General features: G+C 74.7%; 13 protein-coding genes. 7 read left to right on the top strand and 6 right to left on the bottom strand.

Annotated elements, in window-relative coordinates; genetic code table 11:
* Nucleotides 1-19: 19 nt before the first annotated feature.
* From WIS52_RS09190 to sucC, 3 genes are all read right to left on the bottom strand, one after another.
* Complete coding sequence (locus WIS52_RS09190; protein ID WP_349297704.1) at nt 20-1414, bottom strand: DUF5336 domain-containing protein; 1395 nt, start codon at nt 1412-1414, stop codon at nt 20-22.
* Between the two features lie 164 nt (nt 1415-1578).
* Nucleotides 1579-2463 (bottom strand): succinate--CoA ligase subunit alpha, encoded by an 885-nt coding sequence (gene sucD, locus WIS52_RS09185; RefSeq protein WP_349297703.1) that lies wholly within the window; start codon nt 2461-2463, stop codon nt 1579-1581.
* Nucleotides 2464-2468: 5 nt separating this feature from the next.
* A complete protein-coding gene (gene sucC, locus WIS52_RS09180; RefSeq protein ID WP_349297702.1) occupies nt 2469-3662 on the bottom strand; it encodes an ADP-forming succinate--CoA ligase subunit beta in 1194 nt (397 codons plus the stop codon).
* A 255-nt stretch (nt 3663-3917) separates the two neighbouring features.
* Between sucC and WIS52_RS09175 the strand changes: the two genes are divergently transcribed.
* The 3 genes from WIS52_RS09175 (at nt 3918) to WIS52_RS09165 (ending at nt 6816) form a co-directional block, all read left to right on the top strand.
* A complete protein-coding gene (locus WIS52_RS09175) occupies nt 3918-4925 on the top strand; it encodes an esterase/lipase family protein (RefSeq protein ID WP_349297701.1) in 1008 nt (335 codons plus the stop codon).
* Between the two features lie 421 nt (nt 4926-5346).
* Nucleotides 5347-6132 (top strand): M23 family metallopeptidase, encoded by a 786-nt coding sequence (locus tag WIS52_RS09170; protein WP_349297700.1) that lies wholly within the window; start codon nt 5347-5349, stop codon nt 6130-6132.
* Between the two features lie 42 nt (nt 6133-6174).
* Entirely contained in the window at nt 6175-6816 is a 642-nt protein-coding gene (locus tag WIS52_RS09165; RefSeq protein ID WP_349297699.1) for a DUF1707 SHOCT-like domain-containing protein, read from the top strand.
* 3 nt (nt 6817-6819) lie between these two features.
* Here the strand turns inward: WIS52_RS09165 and WIS52_RS09160 are convergent, their stop codons facing one another.
* On the bottom strand, nt 6820-9252 hold the full coding sequence (locus WIS52_RS09160; RefSeq protein WP_349297698.1) for a UvrD-helicase domain-containing protein: 2433 nt from the start codon (nt 9250-9252) through the stop codon (nt 6820-6822).
* 310 nt (nt 9253-9562) lie between these two features.
* On the opposite strand from WIS52_RS09160, the gene WIS52_RS09155 reads away from it, so the two are divergent.
* The gene (locus WIS52_RS09155; RefSeq protein WP_349297697.1) at nt 9563-9910 is read left to right on the top strand and encodes a chorismate mutase; all 348 of its coding nucleotides are present in this window, start codon (nt 9563-9565) and stop codon (nt 9908-9910) included.
* A gap of 380 nt (nt 9911-10290) precedes the next feature.
* Nucleotides 10291-11874 (top strand): hypothetical protein, encoded by a 1584-nt coding sequence (locus WIS52_RS09150; protein WP_349297696.1) that lies wholly within the window; start codon nt 10291-10293, stop codon nt 11872-11874.
* 162 nt (nt 11875-12036) lie between these two features.
* Here WIS52_RS09150 and WIS52_RS09145 read toward each other — a convergent pair whose 3' ends face one another.
* On the bottom strand, nt 12037-12726 hold the full coding sequence (locus WIS52_RS09145) for a response regulator transcription factor (protein ID WP_349297695.1): 690 nt from the start codon (nt 12724-12726) through the stop codon (nt 12037-12039).
* Nucleotides 12723-14237, bottom strand: coding sequence for an ATP-binding protein (locus WIS52_RS09140; RefSeq protein ID WP_379611046.1), 1515 nt, complete (start codon nt 14235-14237; stop codon nt 12723-12725). Before WIS52_RS09140 ends, WIS52_RS09145 begins: the two co-directional genes overlap by 4 nt.
* A 110-nt stretch (nt 14238-14347) precedes the next feature.
* Between WIS52_RS09140 and WIS52_RS09135 the strand changes: the two genes are divergently transcribed.
* Both WIS52_RS09135 and WIS52_RS09130 read left to right on the top strand, forming a co-directional pair.
* Nucleotides 14348-15592 carry a PspC domain-containing protein gene (locus WIS52_RS09135; protein ID WP_349297694.1) on the top strand — a complete coding sequence of 415 codons (1245 nt, stop codon included), beginning with the start codon at nt 14348-14350 and terminating at the stop codon, nt 15590-15592.
* Entirely contained in the window at nt 15585-15782 is a 198-nt protein-coding gene (locus WIS52_RS09130; protein ID WP_349297693.1) for a hypothetical protein, read from the top strand. Before WIS52_RS09135 ends, WIS52_RS09130 begins: the two co-directional genes overlap by 8 nt.
* The last annotated feature ends 68 nt before the right edge of the window (nt 15783-15850 follow it).

The raw sequence follows: 15850 nt of genomic DNA, 5'->3' as shown, positions 1-15850 counted from the left end.
GGCACGAGCGGTGCGGCGATCAGGACGACGGCGTGGACCCCGGATCGGTGCGGAACCGCCGCGTGGTCTCGTCGCCGTCGGACGGCTCGCCGTCCGTCCCGGCCGCGGCCGCACCGTTCGCCGCCGGGTGCTGCTCCGCGGAGGCGGTGACGTCGCCGGTGTAGGACCGGGTGGCGGGCGGCTGCGCCGGCCCGTCCACCGGCTGCGGCGTGGAGAGGCCCTGTCCGGCCTGGCCGCCGGACGGCTGCGACCCGGACGGCTGGGACCCGGAAGGCTCCTGCGAGCCCGGCTGGTCCGCCCCGGAGGCGCCCACCTCGGTCACCGGGGGTGCGATGCGGTCCCCGTAGGACACCCCGGACAGTGCCCCACCGGCCGAGGGCGACCCGTGGACCGGCTGCCCGTACTGCGGAGCCGGCGAGCCGGCGCCCTGGTCGCCGTAGCCGGGCGCCCCGGGGTACGGGGCGGCGGGTCGTCCGTACGGGTGCTGCCCGTACTGGCCCTGCGGGACGGGCGGAGCCCCGGCCTGCTGCACCTGCTCGGCGGGCTGCCCCGGCTGGTCGTGCACTCCCGGGACCTGCTGCCCCGGCACCTGCTGGCCGTACCGGACGTACTCACCCTGCTGTCCCGGCTGCTGCCCCGGCCCGGGCTGCCCCGGCTGCGCGTACTCACCCGGCCTGCCGTACTGGCCCGGCTGCCCGTACTGACCGGGCTGCGCCCCGTACTCACCCGGCTGGCCGTAGGGGACGTGCGACGGCTGGTCGGCCTGCGGCACGTACTGGCCCGGCTGCGCGTACTGCCCCTGCTGGCCGTACTGCCCGTACGCCGGGTACTGGCCGAACGAGGCGGCCTGGCCGACCTGCTCGTAGTGGCCGGGCACGGCCTGACCGGGCTGACCGGCGGGCGGACCGGCGGCCCAGGCGGGCTGCCCGCCCTGCACCGGCTGGCCGGGGTACCCGCCGGGCCGGGCCGGCAGCCCGGGGGTGCCCCACTGCGGCTCGGACACGTGCGCCGGACGCGGCGCGGGCGGGCTCAGGACGCCGCTGAGCAGCAGCTGGCCGTAGAGCAGCGCCCCGGCCGACAGCAGCGCGAACACCAGCGCCGACCAGCTCGCCGCACCCGCGACCAGCGGCGTCCCGGCACCGGTGAACAGCAGCAGCATCACCAGGAAGCCGGTCGTGGTCAGCGTGACGCCCGCGACCAGGGTCCGCCCGGTACCGGGCAGCAACGACAGCGAGCCGGCGACCCCGCCCCCGATGACCAGCGCCAGCGGGTACCAGAGCCCGGCGCCGACGTCGAAGAAGCTCGCGACCAGGGACAGCAGTGCCAGACCACCACCGGCCAGGACGGCGAGGCGGGCCGGTCCGGCGGGCGCCGCCGCGCCGTCGCCCGGTGAGGAGGGCTGGTTGCTGCTCATGACGGTCTTCCCCCGCAGGCCGCGGCGTCCGCGGCGTCGACTCCGTGCTGTCCGGACCGACGCTAGACCATCCCGTGGCACGCCCGGGTGACGACGCCGGGCGCGCGGACACGCGCGGGCCCCGGGACGCATCCCGGGGCCCGCGCGTCACAGCCGGACGGGGCTCAGCCCGCGAGGATCTCCTTCATCAGCGCGGCGGTCTCGGACGGCGTCTTGCCGACCTTGACGCCCGCGGCCTCGAGGGCCTCCTTCTTCGCCTGCGCGGTGCCGGCCGAGCCGGACACGATGGCGCCGGCGTGGCCCATCGTCTTGCCCTCCGGCGCGGTGAAGCCCGCGACGTAGCCGGCGACCGGCTTGGTGACGTTGGCCTTGATGAAGTCGGCGGCCCGCTCCTCGGCGTCGCCACCGATCTCGCCGATCATCACGATGGCCTCGGTCTCCGGGTCCGCCTCGAACGCCTCGAGGGCGTCGATGTGCGTGGTGCCGATGACCGGGTCTCCGCCGATGCCGATGGCGGTGGAGAAGCCGAACTCGCGCAGCTCGAACATCATCTGGTAGGTCAGCGTGCCGGACTTCGACACCAGACCGATCTTGCCGGGGCCGGCGATGTTCGCCGGGATGATGCCGGCGTTGGACTTGCCGGGCGAGATGATGCCCGGGCAGTTCGGCCCGATGATGCGGGTCTTGTTGCCCTTGGCGCAGGCGTGCGCCCAGAAGTAGGCGGAGTCGTGCACCGGGACGCCCTCGGTGATCACCACGGCGAGGCCGATCTCGGCGTCGATCGCCTCGATGACCGCGTCCTTGGTGAACTTCGGCGGGACGAACAGCACCGACACGTCGGCGCCGGTCTCCTTCATGGCCTCCTCGACCGTGCCGAAGACCGTGACGTCCTTCTCGCCGATGGTGTGCGTGGTGCCGGCCTTGCGGGCGTTCACACCACCGACGATGTTCGTGCCCGAGGCGAGCATCTTGGTGGCGTGCTTGGTGCCCTCGCCACCGGTGATGCCCTGGACGATGACCTTGCTGTTCTCGTTGAGGAAGATCGACATTTCTCTCAGGCTCCCGCGGCGTTCGCCAGCTCGGCGGCCTTCGCGGCCGCGTCGTCCATCGTTGCCACCACCGTGACGAGCGGGTGGTTCGCCTCGGCCAGGATCGCGCGACCCTCGTCGACGTTGTTGCCGTCCAGGCGGACGACCAGCGGCTTGGTGGCGTCGTCACCCAGGATCTTCAGGGCCTCGACGATGCCGTTCGCGACGGCGTCGCAGGCGGTGATGCCGCCGAAGACGTTGACGAAGACGCTGCGCACCTCGTCGTCGCCCAGGATGACGTCCAGGCCGTCGGCCATGACCTGCGCCGACGCGCCGCCGCCGATGTCGAGGAAGTTCGCCGGCTTCACGCCGCCGTGCGCCTCACCGGCGTACGCGACGACGTCCAGCGTGCTCATGACCAGGCCCGCGCCGTTGCCGATGATGCCGACCTGGCCACCCTCGAGCTTGACGTAGTTGAGGCCCTTGGCCTTGGCCTTCGCCTCGAGCGGGTTCTCGGTGCGCTCGTCGACCAGCGACTTGTGCGCCTCGTGCCGGAACTCGGCGTTCTCGTCCAGGGTGACCTTGCCGTCGAGGGCGATCACCTTGTCCTGCGGGTCACGGACGAGCGGGTTGACCTCGACGAGGGTGGCGTCCTCGGCGACGAAGGTCTCCCACAGCTTCACGATGACGTCGGAGGCCTGCTCGGCGACGGCGGCCGGGATCTTGCCCGCGGCGACGATCTCGTCGGCCTTGGCCTTGTCGACACCGGCGATCGGGTCGATCGCGATCCGGGCCAGCGCGTCCGGACGCTCGACGGCCAGCTGCTCGATCTCCATGCCGCCCTCGGCCGAGCACATGGCCAGGAACGTGCGGTTGGAGCGGTCCAGCAGGAACGAGAAGTAGTACTCCTCGGCGATGTCGCTGGCCTCGGTGACCAGCACCTGGTGGACGGTGTGACCCTTGATGTCCAGCCCGAGGATGGCCTCGGCCTTCTCCTTGGCCTCGTCGGCCGTCTCGGCCAGCTTCACGCCGCCGGCCTTGCCCCGGCCACCGGTCTTGACCTGGGCCTTGACCACGACGGCGGTGCCCAGCTCGGCTGCCGCGGCCGCCGCGTCGGCGGCGTTGTCCACGGTGCGGCCCGGCAGCACCGGGACTCCGTGCGCGGCGAAGAGGTCCTTCGCCTGGTACTCGTACAGGTCCACTCGGCTCTCCCGCTCCACTTCGCTCTCGCCGCGACCGGCGCGTTCCCGGGGTCCCCGGGCGCGCTCCGCACCGTGAGGCGGCAGCGGTCGCGGGTCTCGGTCGTGCTGCGTCCGGGAGCCTAGCCACGCGGCCCGCACCGTCACTGACCTGGGCCGGTGACAGCTGTCACCCCGTACGGCCGGGACACGATTCAGATCCTCGGACAAGCGCTTGCGGCACCGAATGGTCGGTCGACGGGTCCGCGGGACGTGATCGGGGTTACTCTGGATGGCATGGCGACGAGGCCGTCCGGAGGGTGTCGCCTGCGTGCGATCGCCACCGGGGCAGCCACCCTGGCGACGGATCTCGGGCAGGCGGCCGGCTACGCCGCGCGCACCTTCACCTCGCCGGCCGGACTGCGTGGGCTGGCCGTCGAGGGAGCGTGGCTGACCGCACACCTGGCGCTCTACCCGATCGGGCTGATCTCCGAGACCGCCCGGCCGCAGGGGCACTGGCGCACCGACACCCTCCCTCCGTCGAAGCGGAGCCTGGTGGTCACCGACCCGGCCGCCGCGGGCACGCCGATCCTGCTCATCCACGGGATCATGGACAACCGCTCGGCGTTCACCGTGTTCGCGCACGCGCTGCGGCGGCGCGGGTTCGGCGCGGTGCACGCGATCAACTACAGCGTGCTGACCGGCGACGTCCGGTCGGCGGCCGAGGAGCTGCACGCGCACGTCGAGCGGCTGCGCGAGACCAGCGGCGCGGACCGGGTGCACCTGGTCGGGCACTCGCTCGGCGGCGTGATCGCCCGCTACTACGTGCAGCGGATGGGCGGCGACGCGGTCGTCGACACCCTGGTCACGCTCGGGGCTCCGCACTCGGGCAGCAATCTCGCCCTGCTCGCGCCGACCGCGCTGGCCCGTCAGCTGCGGCCCGGCTCGCCGCTGCTGCGCGAGCTCGACGAGCCCGCGCCCGGCTGCCGCACCCGGTTCCTGGTCGTCTGGTCCCGGATGGACGAGGTCATCGTCCCGCAGCGCAACGCGCGGATCCGGCATCCGGACCTGGACGTGCGCGAGCTCGCGTTCGACGACGTCGGGCACCTCGCGCTCCCGATCGACCCGCGCGCGGTGCACTGGGTGGCAAGCGCGCTCGCGACGCGCGACGAACGGCAGGACGACGGCGCGGCGACCGGCGGGCGGAGCCGCGCCCGAGGGACGCGGACACCACCCACACGCCGCACCGCCGCCCACTCCCGGCCCCGTGCCGGTTCCGCCGAACGGGGCGCCCCGGCCTCCTGATCAGGCCCGGACGGCGGCGTGTCGACGACATTCGGTGACCGTGCGCCGTCGTCGCCCCACCCTTGGTCGTGATTTTCCTACCGGTCGCCGACGAACGTGCGCCGACGGCGCCCGTACGGCGGTGGGGACGTTGTGGCGCTGCGCCGCCCGGGTTACCGTCCCGTAGTCCGACGTCACGGACCGGTCACGGTGATCGGCGCCTCCCCCGAAGGCGCCATCCCCCGGCGGAGCCCCCACTCCGACGATCACCGCCGAGCGGCCCGCGACGCCACGAACACCAGAAGGGCAGGTCTTGGCCCGCCACCGCTCCCCCAGCGGCGCCATCCGACCGGAGCTCCGGCCCGTCACGTCCCCCGGCGTGATGGCTCCCGCGAGCCCGCACCGGCTCCCGGCGCCTCCGCCGTCGGCGCGGCGTGTCCGCATGACGGTCGCCGCGGCGGCCGGCGGCGCGCTCGTCGCCGCCGGCCAGACGGTCGCCGGCGCGCTCGGCGTCCCCGGTCTCGGCGGAGCCCTGCCGACCGTGGAGGACGACTACGCCGCCCTCGCCGCCTCGGCGATGCTCCCGGTGGCTACCGAGACGCGCGCGGATACCACGGCCCCCGCCGTGACCTCCGCGATCGGCGGCGAGCAGCTCGCGCAACCGGCGTCGCTGCCCGACCTGGACCAGACCGCCGAGGTCGACGTCGCCAGCATCACCAAGGCGGCCCGGCTCGGCGAGGAGGCTGCCAAGGTCGAGCGCGCGATCTCCACCGCGATGTCGCACGGCGCCCCGCAGGCCGTCCTGTACAACGACGAGGCACTCGTGATGCCGACCGAGGGCCGGTTCACCTCCGGCTTCGGCGCCCGCTGGGGTGTGCAGCACCAGGGCATCGACCTGGCCGCCCCGATCGGCACCCCGATCTTCGCCCTCACCGACGGCAAGGTCGTGAAGTCCGGTGCGGCCAGCGGCTTCGGGATGTGGGTGGTCCTGGAGCACCCGGACGGCACCAGCACCGTCTACGGGCACATCAACCGGTCGTTCGTCGAGGTGGGTCAGCAGGTGAAGGCCGGCGACGAGATCGCCGAGGTCGGCAACCGCGGCCAGTCCACCGGCCCGCACCTGCACTTCGAGGTCTGGACCGCCGACGGCACCAAGACCAACCCGCTGCCGTACCTGGCCGAGCGCGGCCTGGACCTCACCGACGCCACCCGCGGCCGCAACGCCTGACCCGTCCTTCGCGCGGCGGCACGAACCCGACACACTGTCCGGGTGAGCGCCGAGGGGGACTACCGGATCTCCGACGACGAGCGTCGGGCGGTCGACGCCCGGCTGCAACGGGCACACGGCGACGGCCGGCTGTCCCTCGAGGAGTACGAGGAGCGCTCGGCGAGTGCCTGGGAGGCCCGGACCCGCACCGACCTGGAACCGCTGACCCGGGACCTGCCACCCGACCCGGCCGACGAGCGCACGGCCGCGCCGGCGCTGTCCACCGAGCGAGCGCCGTCGCGGGCCGGGGATTTCGCCGCGGCCGCCGGCCGGCGTGTCGGCGGTGCGATCGGCGCGGTGGTGCTGGTCGCCGCGGCGGTCTGGGGCGCCCCGCAGCTGTTCTCCGACGGCGTCACCGTGTTCGGGTCGCGCACCGTCGGCGTCGCGCCGGGCGCGGACCAGGTCCGGTCGGGCGTGCTGTTCGGGTCGGTCCGGGTCGTCGTGCCCGACGGCGAGCGGGCCCAGCTCGGCGGGTTCACCCTGTTCAGCTCCACCGAGTGCCCGACGGCCTGCACCGGCGCCGCGGCCCGCACCATCGATGTCGGGGTCTCGAGCGTGTTCGGCTCGGTCGAGGTGCTCACCCCCGCCGAGGCCGCGAACCCGGACCGGGACGACGACCCCGGAGACGAGCTCGACGACGACTGAGAGCTACAGCTTCTGCATCGGCACGCCGCCGATCAGCATCAGCCGCACCGTCCCACCGCTGCCGAAGTCGATCGTGACCGTGGCCCGCGGCCCGACGCCGTCCGAGGCGATCACCGTGCCCAGGCCGTACTTGTCGTGGTTGACCCGGTCGCCGACGTCGAGCTGCAGCGACTGGTTGTTCAGCGACCGCTCCGGCACCTTCCAGTCGCCCCGGTCGGTGGCGGTGCTGCGCCGGCCGAAGCCGAACCGGCCCACCGGGGCCGACGGCCGCTCGGCCGCGAGCTGGGCCTCGGTACGGCGCCACTCGACGAGGTCGGGCGGCACCTCGTCCAGGAACCGGGACGCCGGGTTGGTGCTCGGCTGGCCGAACGCCGACCGGACGATCGCCCGGGACACGTAGAGGCGCTGCTCGGCACGGGTGATCCCGACGTAGGCGAGCCGGCGCTCCTCGGCCAGCTCCTTCGGGTCCCCGAGCGTGCGCAGGTGCGGGAAGATCCCGTCTTCCCAGCCGGTCAGGAACACGACCGGGAACTCCAGGCCCTTCGCGGTGTGCAGGGTCATCAGGGTGACCACGCCGGAGTCGTCGTCCGGGATCGAGTCGGCGTCGGCGACGAGCGCGACGCGCTCGAGGAACGCCGCCAGCGAGCCCGGCGCCGGGGAGCCGTCGTCGGCATCCTGGGCGGCGTAGTCCGGGACGTCTACAGCGGGCGCCTCACCGGACCCGATCGCCCCGCCGTCGGTGCCGCCGTCCGGCGACGCCAGGTCGGCGACGGCCGCGTCCCCGGCGAACTCGCGGGCCACGGTGACCAGCTCGGCGAGGTTGTCCATCCGGGTGCCGTCCTGCGGGTCCTCGGAGGCCTGCAGCTCGTCGGTGTACCCGCTGCGCGCGTAGACCGCCTCCAGGATCTCGGCGGTGTCGTCGCCGCGCTCCACCAGCTCGCCGAGCTCGTCGAGCATCCGCACGAAGCCGGCGATGTTGCGCTGCGAGCGGGTGGCCAGTGCGGGCAGCTTCGCGGGCTCCTCGGCGGCGGTGCGCAACGCCCGGGCGAACGAGGTCCGCTCCCGCTCGGCGTACTCGGCGACGACCGCCTCGGCCCGGTCCCCGATGCCGCGCTTGGGCACGTTGAGGATGCGGCGCAGGCTGACCGTGTCCTCCGGGTTGGACAGCACCCGCAGGTAGGCCAGCGCGTCCCGGATCTCGCGGCGCTCGTAGAACCGGACGCCGCCGACCACCTTGTACGGCATCCCGACGCGGAGGAACACGTCCTCGAACACCCGGGACTGGTTGTTGGTGCGGTAGAAGACCGCGATGTCGGAGTTCCGGTACTCGCCGGAGTCGACCAGCCGGTCGATCTCGCGGGCGACGAACGACGCCTCGTCGTGCTCGTTGTCGGCGACGTAGCCGACCAGTTTCTCGCCGTCACCGGAGTCCGACCACAGCCGCTTGTCCCGCCGCTCGGGGTTGCGGGCGATCACCGCGTTCGCCGCGGACAGCACGGTCTGGGTGGAGCGGTAGTTCTGCTCGAGCAGGATCGTGCGCGCGTCCGGGAAGTCCTGCTCGAACTCGACGATGTTGCGGATGTTCGCGCCGCGGAAGGCGTAGATCGACTGGTCGGAGTCCCCGACCACGCACAGCTCGGCCGGCGAGGCCTTCTCCGTGGCCGGCAGCACCAGCTGCCGGACCAGCTCGTACTGCGCGTGGTTGGTGTCCTGGTACTCGTCGACCAGGACGTGCCGGAACCGGCGGCGGTAGTACTCGGCGACCGCGGGCATCCGGTCGAGCAGCGAGACCGTCTCCATGATCAGGTCGTCGAAGTCGAACGCGTTCGCCTGCCGCAGCCGGGCCTGGTAGACGCCGTAGACCTCGGCGATCCGGCGCTCGTGGTCGGTGCCGGCGCGGGCCGCCGCGTCGTCCGGGCCGAGGAGCTCGTTCTTCAGGTTCGAGATCTGCGCGGCCAGCGCGCGCGGCGCGAACTTCTTCGGGTCCAGCTCCAGGTCCCGTCCGACGATCCCGACCAGCCGGCGGGTGTCGTCGGCGTCATAGACCGAGAACGCGCTGCGCACCCCGAGGTGCTTGGCCTCGCGGCGCAGGATCCGCACGCACATGGAGTGGAACGTCGACACCCACATCGGCCCGGACCGCCGGCCGACCAGTGCGTCGACCCGCTCCTTCATCTCGGCCGCGGCCTTGTTGGTGAAGGTGATCGACATGATCTCGCCGGGGTGCACGTCGCGTTCGGCGAGCAGCCAGCCGATCCGGTGGGTGAGGACGCGGGTCTTGCCCGACCCGGCGCCCGCCACGATGAGCAGTGGGGTCCCGGCGTGGGTCACCGCCTCGCGCTGACGGTCGTTGAGGCCCTCGAGCAGCGCACGGCCGCGCGAGGTCCGCGGCTCGGGCAGCGAGCCGGTCCCGGGGAGTTCGAACAGCGCACTCATCGTGTCGAACACGGTACCGCCGGGGTCCGACAGTCCCGAGGCCCGGCGGTCGAGGGCCGAGGCAGCAGCACCCGGCCCGGGATCGAGGGCCCGCCACCGGCCCGCTGGGCGACGACGACATGGCGCCGGATGTGGCACACTCCACCGCATGCGCAGCACCAGGCGATTTCGCTACGGGTACCGGACTCCGGCACCCGTGCAGCGCCCAGCCTGAGCGCAGCCCGACCGACACGCCCCGGAGTCCACGGACCCGGGGCGTTCGCATGTCCTCGGTCCGCGGCCCCGACCGCCCGATCGAGACGAGGAGACCATGACCGTGACCCACGCCGGCCCCGCACCCGCGGATCCCCCGGAGAACCCCGCACCGGAGACCCCCGGCCCGGCCCACACCGACACCGTGCGGACCGACGCGGACGCCGACATCGACGTCTTGCGCGGGGAGATCGACCGGCTCGACGCCGAGATCCTCGACGCGATCCTGCGCCGGACCGAGGTGTCCAAGCGGATCGGCGCCGCACGGATGGCCGCCGGGGGGCCGCGGATCGTCTACAGCCGCGAGATGGCCGTGCTGGACCGGTTCCACGCGCTGGGCCCCGAGGGACGCGAGCTCGCGATGATGCTGCTCCGCCTCGGCCGCGGGCGGCTGGGCGGGCGATGACACCGCGGTGGCGTGACGGTGACGGACGGGCGCTGATCACTGCGGGTGGCGGCCGACCCCCCGGACGCCGGTTCGGCGTCACGCGTGGTGAGCGCGACACGCCCGCGATCGCCCGGTGACCGTTCGCCGATTCGCCTCCGGCGCCCGCCCGGTGACCGGGCGTGGGCGCGCTCGGAGCCCGACCTGCGACTTCCGGCCGCACGGCATCACGGACAGGTTGCCTGAACCGCGAACGAATGGGGCGAACGGTCGGTTACGGCCGATGAGCGGAAATCACTCGTTCGGATGATGCGCGACGAGCGGACAGTGACCACTTGGTGATCTTTGCGCCATCCGGTACACCTTCTCGGGTAACGATCCCCGAAGGAGGACGTGCGGTCGTGACCGACACCCCCGCCGGCGCCCCGCTCCCCGGCGCCCCCGGCGCCGCAGGGCACCGAGAGGCAGTGAGCGTCGCCGAACTGCTGGCCCGTCACTCGTCGTCCGCGCAGCAGGCCCGTGAGGCCGCCGGCCCGGCGACCGGCCAGGTCCTGTCCGTCGGCGACCTGCTGCGTCGCGAGGGCCGCGCACCCGCCGTGCCCACCGGCCCCACCGTGGCCGTGCCGACCGCCGCCGTCTCCGCGGGCACCCCGGGCGGCTGGCCGGACATCGACCTCCCGCAGCCGCGCGCCACCGGCGCCGGTGCCGCCCAGGAGTGGCCGGTCCGGCCCGCCTCCGGCCGCCGCCGGGCAGGCGCCGTCGCGGGCGCCCTCGTCGCCGCCGGGTCGGTCTTCGGCGCGGCCCTCTACAACGGCGCGGCCTCGCACGACTCCGAGGCCCAGGCCGCCGCGGACGGGCTCTTCCCCGGTGTCGGCCTGCCCGCCGCCGACCCGGCCGGCGCGCTGCCGGCGCAGTACCTGCCCGCGAACGTCGCCCTGTCGACGCCGCTGCCCGAGCTGCCCGAGACCGCCCCCGGGGCCGGCGACTGGATGGGCGTCGCGTTCGGCCAGCAGCAGGGCTCCGGCTCCGCGGCCGGCACGCTCCGCGAGGTCTCCACCGGAGCCGGACCCATCTCGGACACCGGCACCGGGACCACCGCGCCCGCTCCGGCGCCCGCCCAGAGCGTCCAGAACGCCCTGGCCGCGGTCGCCACCGCGCCGGCCGGCGGCTCCACCGGCACGGGCTCGCCGCTCGGTGAGCTGCCCGTCGTCGCGGCGATCAACAACCCGGACCGCGCTCCGGCCGGCAACCTGCTCGACCCGGTCACCGCGCCCGGCCCGTCCGCGGGCGGGACCAGCACCGGCCCGGTGCAGGACGTCACCGAGTCCGTCCGCCCGGTCGGCGACGGCGTCGGCGGGGTCGTGGCCCCGGTCGCGGTCGCCACCGCCCCGGTGGGCGACCTCGTCGGCGGGACCGTGAGCCCGGTGACCGGCGCACTCTCGCCCGTGACCGCCGCCGCGCAGCCGCTCACCCAGCCGGTGGCCGACACCCTGGAGCCGGTCACCACACCGGTCCTGGGTGCGCTGTCCCCGGTCACCGAGCCGGTCCTGAGCGCCACGGAGCCGCTCACCGGCCCGGTGCTGCGGGCCGCCGAGCCCGTCACCTCGCTGCTGGACACCTCCTCGGCGCAGGGCGCCTCGGACGACGACGAGGACTCGACCGGCGACGACGAGACCCGGGCCCTGCCGCTCGTCGGCCAGACCGTCACCGACGTCGCAGCCCCGGTCACCGAGGCCACGGAGGGCGTCACTGCCCCCGTCACCGACGTGGTCGCCGACGTCACCGAGCCGGTCGGCGAGACCGTCGGCGACGTCACCGCGCCGGTGGAGTCCGTGACGTCGTCGGTCACCGAGCCGGTCGGCGAGACGCTCTCCGACACCACCGAGCCCGTCGCGGACCTCGCCTCCGGCGTGACCGAGCCGGTCGGTGGCCTGGTCGGCGGGGTCGTCGACGCCCCCGGCTCGCTGTTCCAGTCCAACAACTGATCCGGCTCCGGCCCCGAGGTGCGTCTGCAGGGGCGGCGCGACCTACACGAGCCTCCTGTCGGTGCCGATACTCCTTCCGGCCCGCTCCGGTCGCTGCGCGACCTACACGAGCCTCCTGTCGGTACCGATGCTCCTTCCGGCCCGCTCCGGTCGCTGCGCGACCTACACGAGCCTCCTGTCGGTAGCCCAGCGGGACAGCTCGTGCCGGTTCGACGTCTGCGTCTTGCGCAGCACGCTCGACACGTGGGTCTCCACCGTCTTCACCGAGATGAACAGCTCCCCCGCGATCTCCTTGTAGGCGTACCCGCGGGCCAGCAGGCGCAGCACGTCGCGCTCCCGCTTGGTGAGCTGGTCCACCTCCGGGTCCACCGGCGGCGCCGCCCCCGGCCGGTCGGAGAACGCGTCCAGCACGAACCCGGCCAGCCGGGGCGAGAACACCGCGTCGCCGGCGCGGACCCGGCGGACGGCGTCCGCGAGCTCCCGGCCCGAGATCGTCTTCGTGACGTAGCCGCGGGCCCCGGACCGGATCACGCTGATCACGTCCTCGGCGGCGTCGGACACCGACAGCGCCAGGAACACCGACTCGGTCCCGGCTGCCCGGGCCCGGCGCAGCACCTCCGCTCCACCGCCACCGGGCATGTGCACGTCCAGCAGCACGACGTCGGGCGCCAGGTGCCCGACACCGGCCACGGCCTCGTCCACCGACCCCGCCTCGCCGACGACCTCGAGCACCGGCGAGCGCCCGTCGCCCCGGTCCAGCTCGGCCCGCACGCCGGACCGGAACAGCGCGTGGTCGTCGACCAGGTAGACCCGGATATCGGTCCGCCCCTCGGTGTCGGCGGTCTCGGTCATGACGTCCCCTCCTGTGCCAGCGGCATCGACAGCCGCACCTCGGTCCCCTCGCCGGCACCGGTGCGCAGCCGGACCGTACCGCCGTGCCGTTCCATCCGGGCGTGGACGGAGTCCGCCAGGCCGTGCCGGTCGCCGTCGACGGCGTCCGGGTCGAATCCGCGTCCCCGGTCCCGGACGAACACCTCGGCGGTCCCCGGCTCACCCTCGGCGGCCGGCTCGACCTCGACGTAGACGTCCACCTCGGACGCCCCCGAGTGCTTCGCCGCGTTCACCATCGCCTCGCGCGCCGCCAGCACCAGGGCACGCAGGTCGGCGTCGAGCTCGGCGTCGCCGACCAGGACCGGTCCGACGGCGACGGCGTAGGTGTCCTCGACCTCGGCCGCGACCCGGGTGATCGCGGCGGCCAGCGTCGTGTCGGTGCCGGTGGCGACGCCGTCGCCACCGCGGGCCCGCCCACCCGGGCCGTAGAGCCAGGACCGCAGCTCGCGTTCCTGCCCGCGGGCCAGCCGCTGCACCTCGCGCTGGTCCCCCGCCTGGCGCTGGATCAGCGCGAGGGTCTGCAGCACCGAGTCGTGCAGGTGGGCGGCGATCTCCATCCGCTCCGCCTCGACCGCGCGGGCCCGTCGTTCCTCGCCGAGGTCGCGCACCAGCCGCACCCACCACGGGACGGTCAGCACCGCCACCCCCAGCAGGGTCGCCAGCGCGGCGAGCAACCCGAACCGGACCTGGCCCAGGTCGAGGTTGCCGACCAGGAACACGGCCAGCCCGGTCGCGACCAACCCGGCGCCGAGCAGGCTGCGCAGCAGCGCGGCACGCCCGCCGACGACGCGGGTCCGCGCGTCCCGCGCCCACCGGCGGCGTTGCGCCTCGTCGGCCTCCCGCCAGACGACGGCGGCACCGACCGTGGCCAGGCCCAGCGGGCCCGCGATCCAGCCGAGCACCACCGAACCCGAGGTCGCCGCGACCAGCGAGAGCCCGATCCCGAGGGTGAGCAGGCCGAGCGCCTGCAGCTGCTCCGCCCGGCTCACCGTCCGGTCGACCGGGGCACTCTCCTGCCGGACGAACACCCACAGCAGCGCGTAGGCCAGGATGCCGGCCCATCCGACGAAGGTCAGGGCCACGAACGCGGCCCGGACCCAGCGGACGTCCACACCCAGGTGGTCGGCCACCCCGCCCGCGACGCCGCCGAGCATCCGTCCCGACCGGCGCCGGGTGAGCGTGGGACGGGCCGGCAGGCGGGTGGTCGCGGACTGCCCGGCGGCGGCGTCCGCGGCGGGCGGCCCGTGCGGGTGCGGCGACCCCGGGTCCGCGGGTGCACCCGCCCCCGGCTCCGCACCGGCGGCCGGAGCCGAGCCGCCACCCGCACGACCACCACCACCGGCACCGTCGGCCGGCGCCTCGGCGCGCGACACCGGAACGGTCGCGCCGGGATCCCCGTCCGTGCGCGGGCGCACCCACCACGGCTCGGCGGGTGCCGCCGGGCCACGGGCGGGCGGATCGGTCCTGTTCACGCCCTCCATCGTCACACGCTCCGGCGCTCTCCCCCTCCGGTCCGGTTCGGGGGTCGCCTCCGGGTTCACCCTGACCCCCCCGGTCACCCCGAGCGGGCAGGCTGATCGGCATGAACGGAACGCGGAGCCCCGACACCGGGGTGCAGGGCATGGACACCCTGCGCGACATGTGGGAGTCCCGGCCCCTGCGGCCGCGTGACGACCGGAAGCTGGCCGGGGTCGCCGCCGCGATCGCGCGACGCTACGAGATCGACCCGACCCTGGTGCGGATCGCGTTCGTCGTCGCCACGATCGCCGGCCCCGGGCTGCCGCTCTACCTCGCCGGGTGCGCGGTGCTGCCGGACGCCGGCCCGCCCGGCGCGGCCGCACCGTGCCGCCGGGGGACCGCGTCCTCGGCACTGTCGATCGTGCTGCTCTCGCTGGCCGTCCTGCTGGCGATCCCGCTGGTGTTCGCCGCCGAGCGCCTCATCGCCACGGTCGTGACCGTCGGACTGCTGGTCGCGCTGCACATCACCCGCGGCTCCCGGCCCGGGGCCCGGGAGGCGGCCGTCGCACCGACCCCGGCGCCGCCGTGGGTCGCGCCGGACGGGACGACGCAGCAGGCCGCGGTCCCGCCCGTCCCCGAGCGCACCCCGCCGGCCTGGGACCCGCTGGGCGCCGCCCCGTTCGCCTGGGACCTTCCCGAGCCGGGGCCCGAACCCGCCCCGCCACCCGTGCCACGGTCGAAGCTGACACCGGTCACGCTGGCCGCCGCGCTCGTCGTGGCGGGCATGGTCGGGGTGGTCGTACTGGCCGCGCCGGGCGCGGTGCCGCCGTCCGCGGTGCCGGGCGCCGCGCTGGCCGTCGTCGGGATCGGGTTGCTGGTCGGCGCGTTCCGCAGGGCCGGCCGCTGGCTGATCCCGTTCGCCCTGGTGCTCGCCCTGGCCACGGGGCTCACGTCGCTGGCGAACGGCGCGCTCGGGCCCGACGGCTGGGCGACCCGGGGCGGCGTCGGCGCGGTCGTCGAGGCCCCGGCGAACGCGGCCGCCGTCGCGCCGCAGTACCAGCGCGGAACGGGCTGGGTGGACCTGGACCTGCGTCAGGTCGACCTCACGCCCACCCCGGGTGCGGACGGGCCGGTCCGCAGCCGGATCGAGGTGGGGATCGGCGGCGCGAGCGTGACGGTGCCGCGCGACGCCGACGTCGTCGTCCGCGGGGAGGCCGGCTACGGGAACGTGACCGTCGACGGGCAGTCGCAGTCCGGGCGCGACGTGCGGCTCGACGTCACCGACCCCGGCCCGGACGGGCCCGGCGGCCGGGTGCTGGAGCTCGACCTGCGGACGGAGATGGGCAGCGTGGAGGTGCACCGTGGATAGGACCACGAGGCGGCCGGATGCGGTCGCGCTGATCGCGGGGCTGCTGTCCCTGCTGGTCGCCGTCCTCGGGATCACCGGCAGCGACCTGCTCACGGTCGTCGACCTGCGCTGGGTGCTCGCCGGGGCCGCGGTCCTGGCCGGCATCGCGTTCCTGGTGGCGAGCCTGCGGCACGCCCGCAGACAGGACTAGGACCACGGACGTCGCGGGCTGGGGAGCACCGCGGGCGTCCGCAGGAGCCCGCGCGGCAGCGGGCCCGA

It is taken from the genome of Pseudonocardia nematodicida (genome assembly GCF_040105385.1).
Classification (GTDB): Bacteria; Actinomycetota; Actinomycetes; order Mycobacteriales; family Pseudonocardiaceae; genus Pseudonocardia; species Pseudonocardia nematodicida.
Note: the sequence above shows the minus strand (reverse complement) of the source record. Positions and strands in the feature narration are given on the sequence as shown.

Bases quoted from the DNA above. Each gene is read 5' to 3' on its own strand.
- WIS52_RS09155 (WP_349297697.1), top strand. From the start codon at position 9,563: ATGACCGTGACCCACGCCGGCCCCGCACCCGCGGATCCCCCGGAGAAC.
- WIS52_RS09145 (WP_349297695.1), bottom strand. From the start codon at position 12,726: ATGACCGAGACCGCCGACACCGAGGGGCGGACCGATATCCGGGTCTAC.
- WIS52_RS09135 (WP_349297694.1), top strand. From the start codon at position 14,348: ATGAACGGAACGCGGAGCCCCGACACCGGGGTGCAGGGCATGGACACC.
- sucD (WP_349297703.1), bottom strand. From the start codon at position 2,463: ATGTCGATCTTCCTCAACGAGAACAGCAAGGTCATCGTCCAGGGCATC.
- WIS52_RS09170 (WP_349297700.1), top strand. From the start codon at position 5,347: ATGACGGTCGCCGCGGCGGCCGGCGGCGCGCTCGTCGCCGCCGGCCAG.
- WIS52_RS09175 (WP_349297701.1), top strand. From the start codon at position 3,918: ATGGCGACGAGGCCGTCCGGAGGGTGTCGCCTGCGTGCGATCGCCACC.
- WIS52_RS09190 (WP_349297704.1), bottom strand. From the start codon at position 1,414: ATGAGCAGCAACCAGCCCTCCTCACCGGGCGACGGCGCGGCGGCGCCC.
- WIS52_RS09160 (WP_349297698.1), bottom strand. From the start codon at position 9,252: ATGAGTGCGCTGTTCGAACTCCCCGGGACCGGCTCGCTGCCCGAGCCG.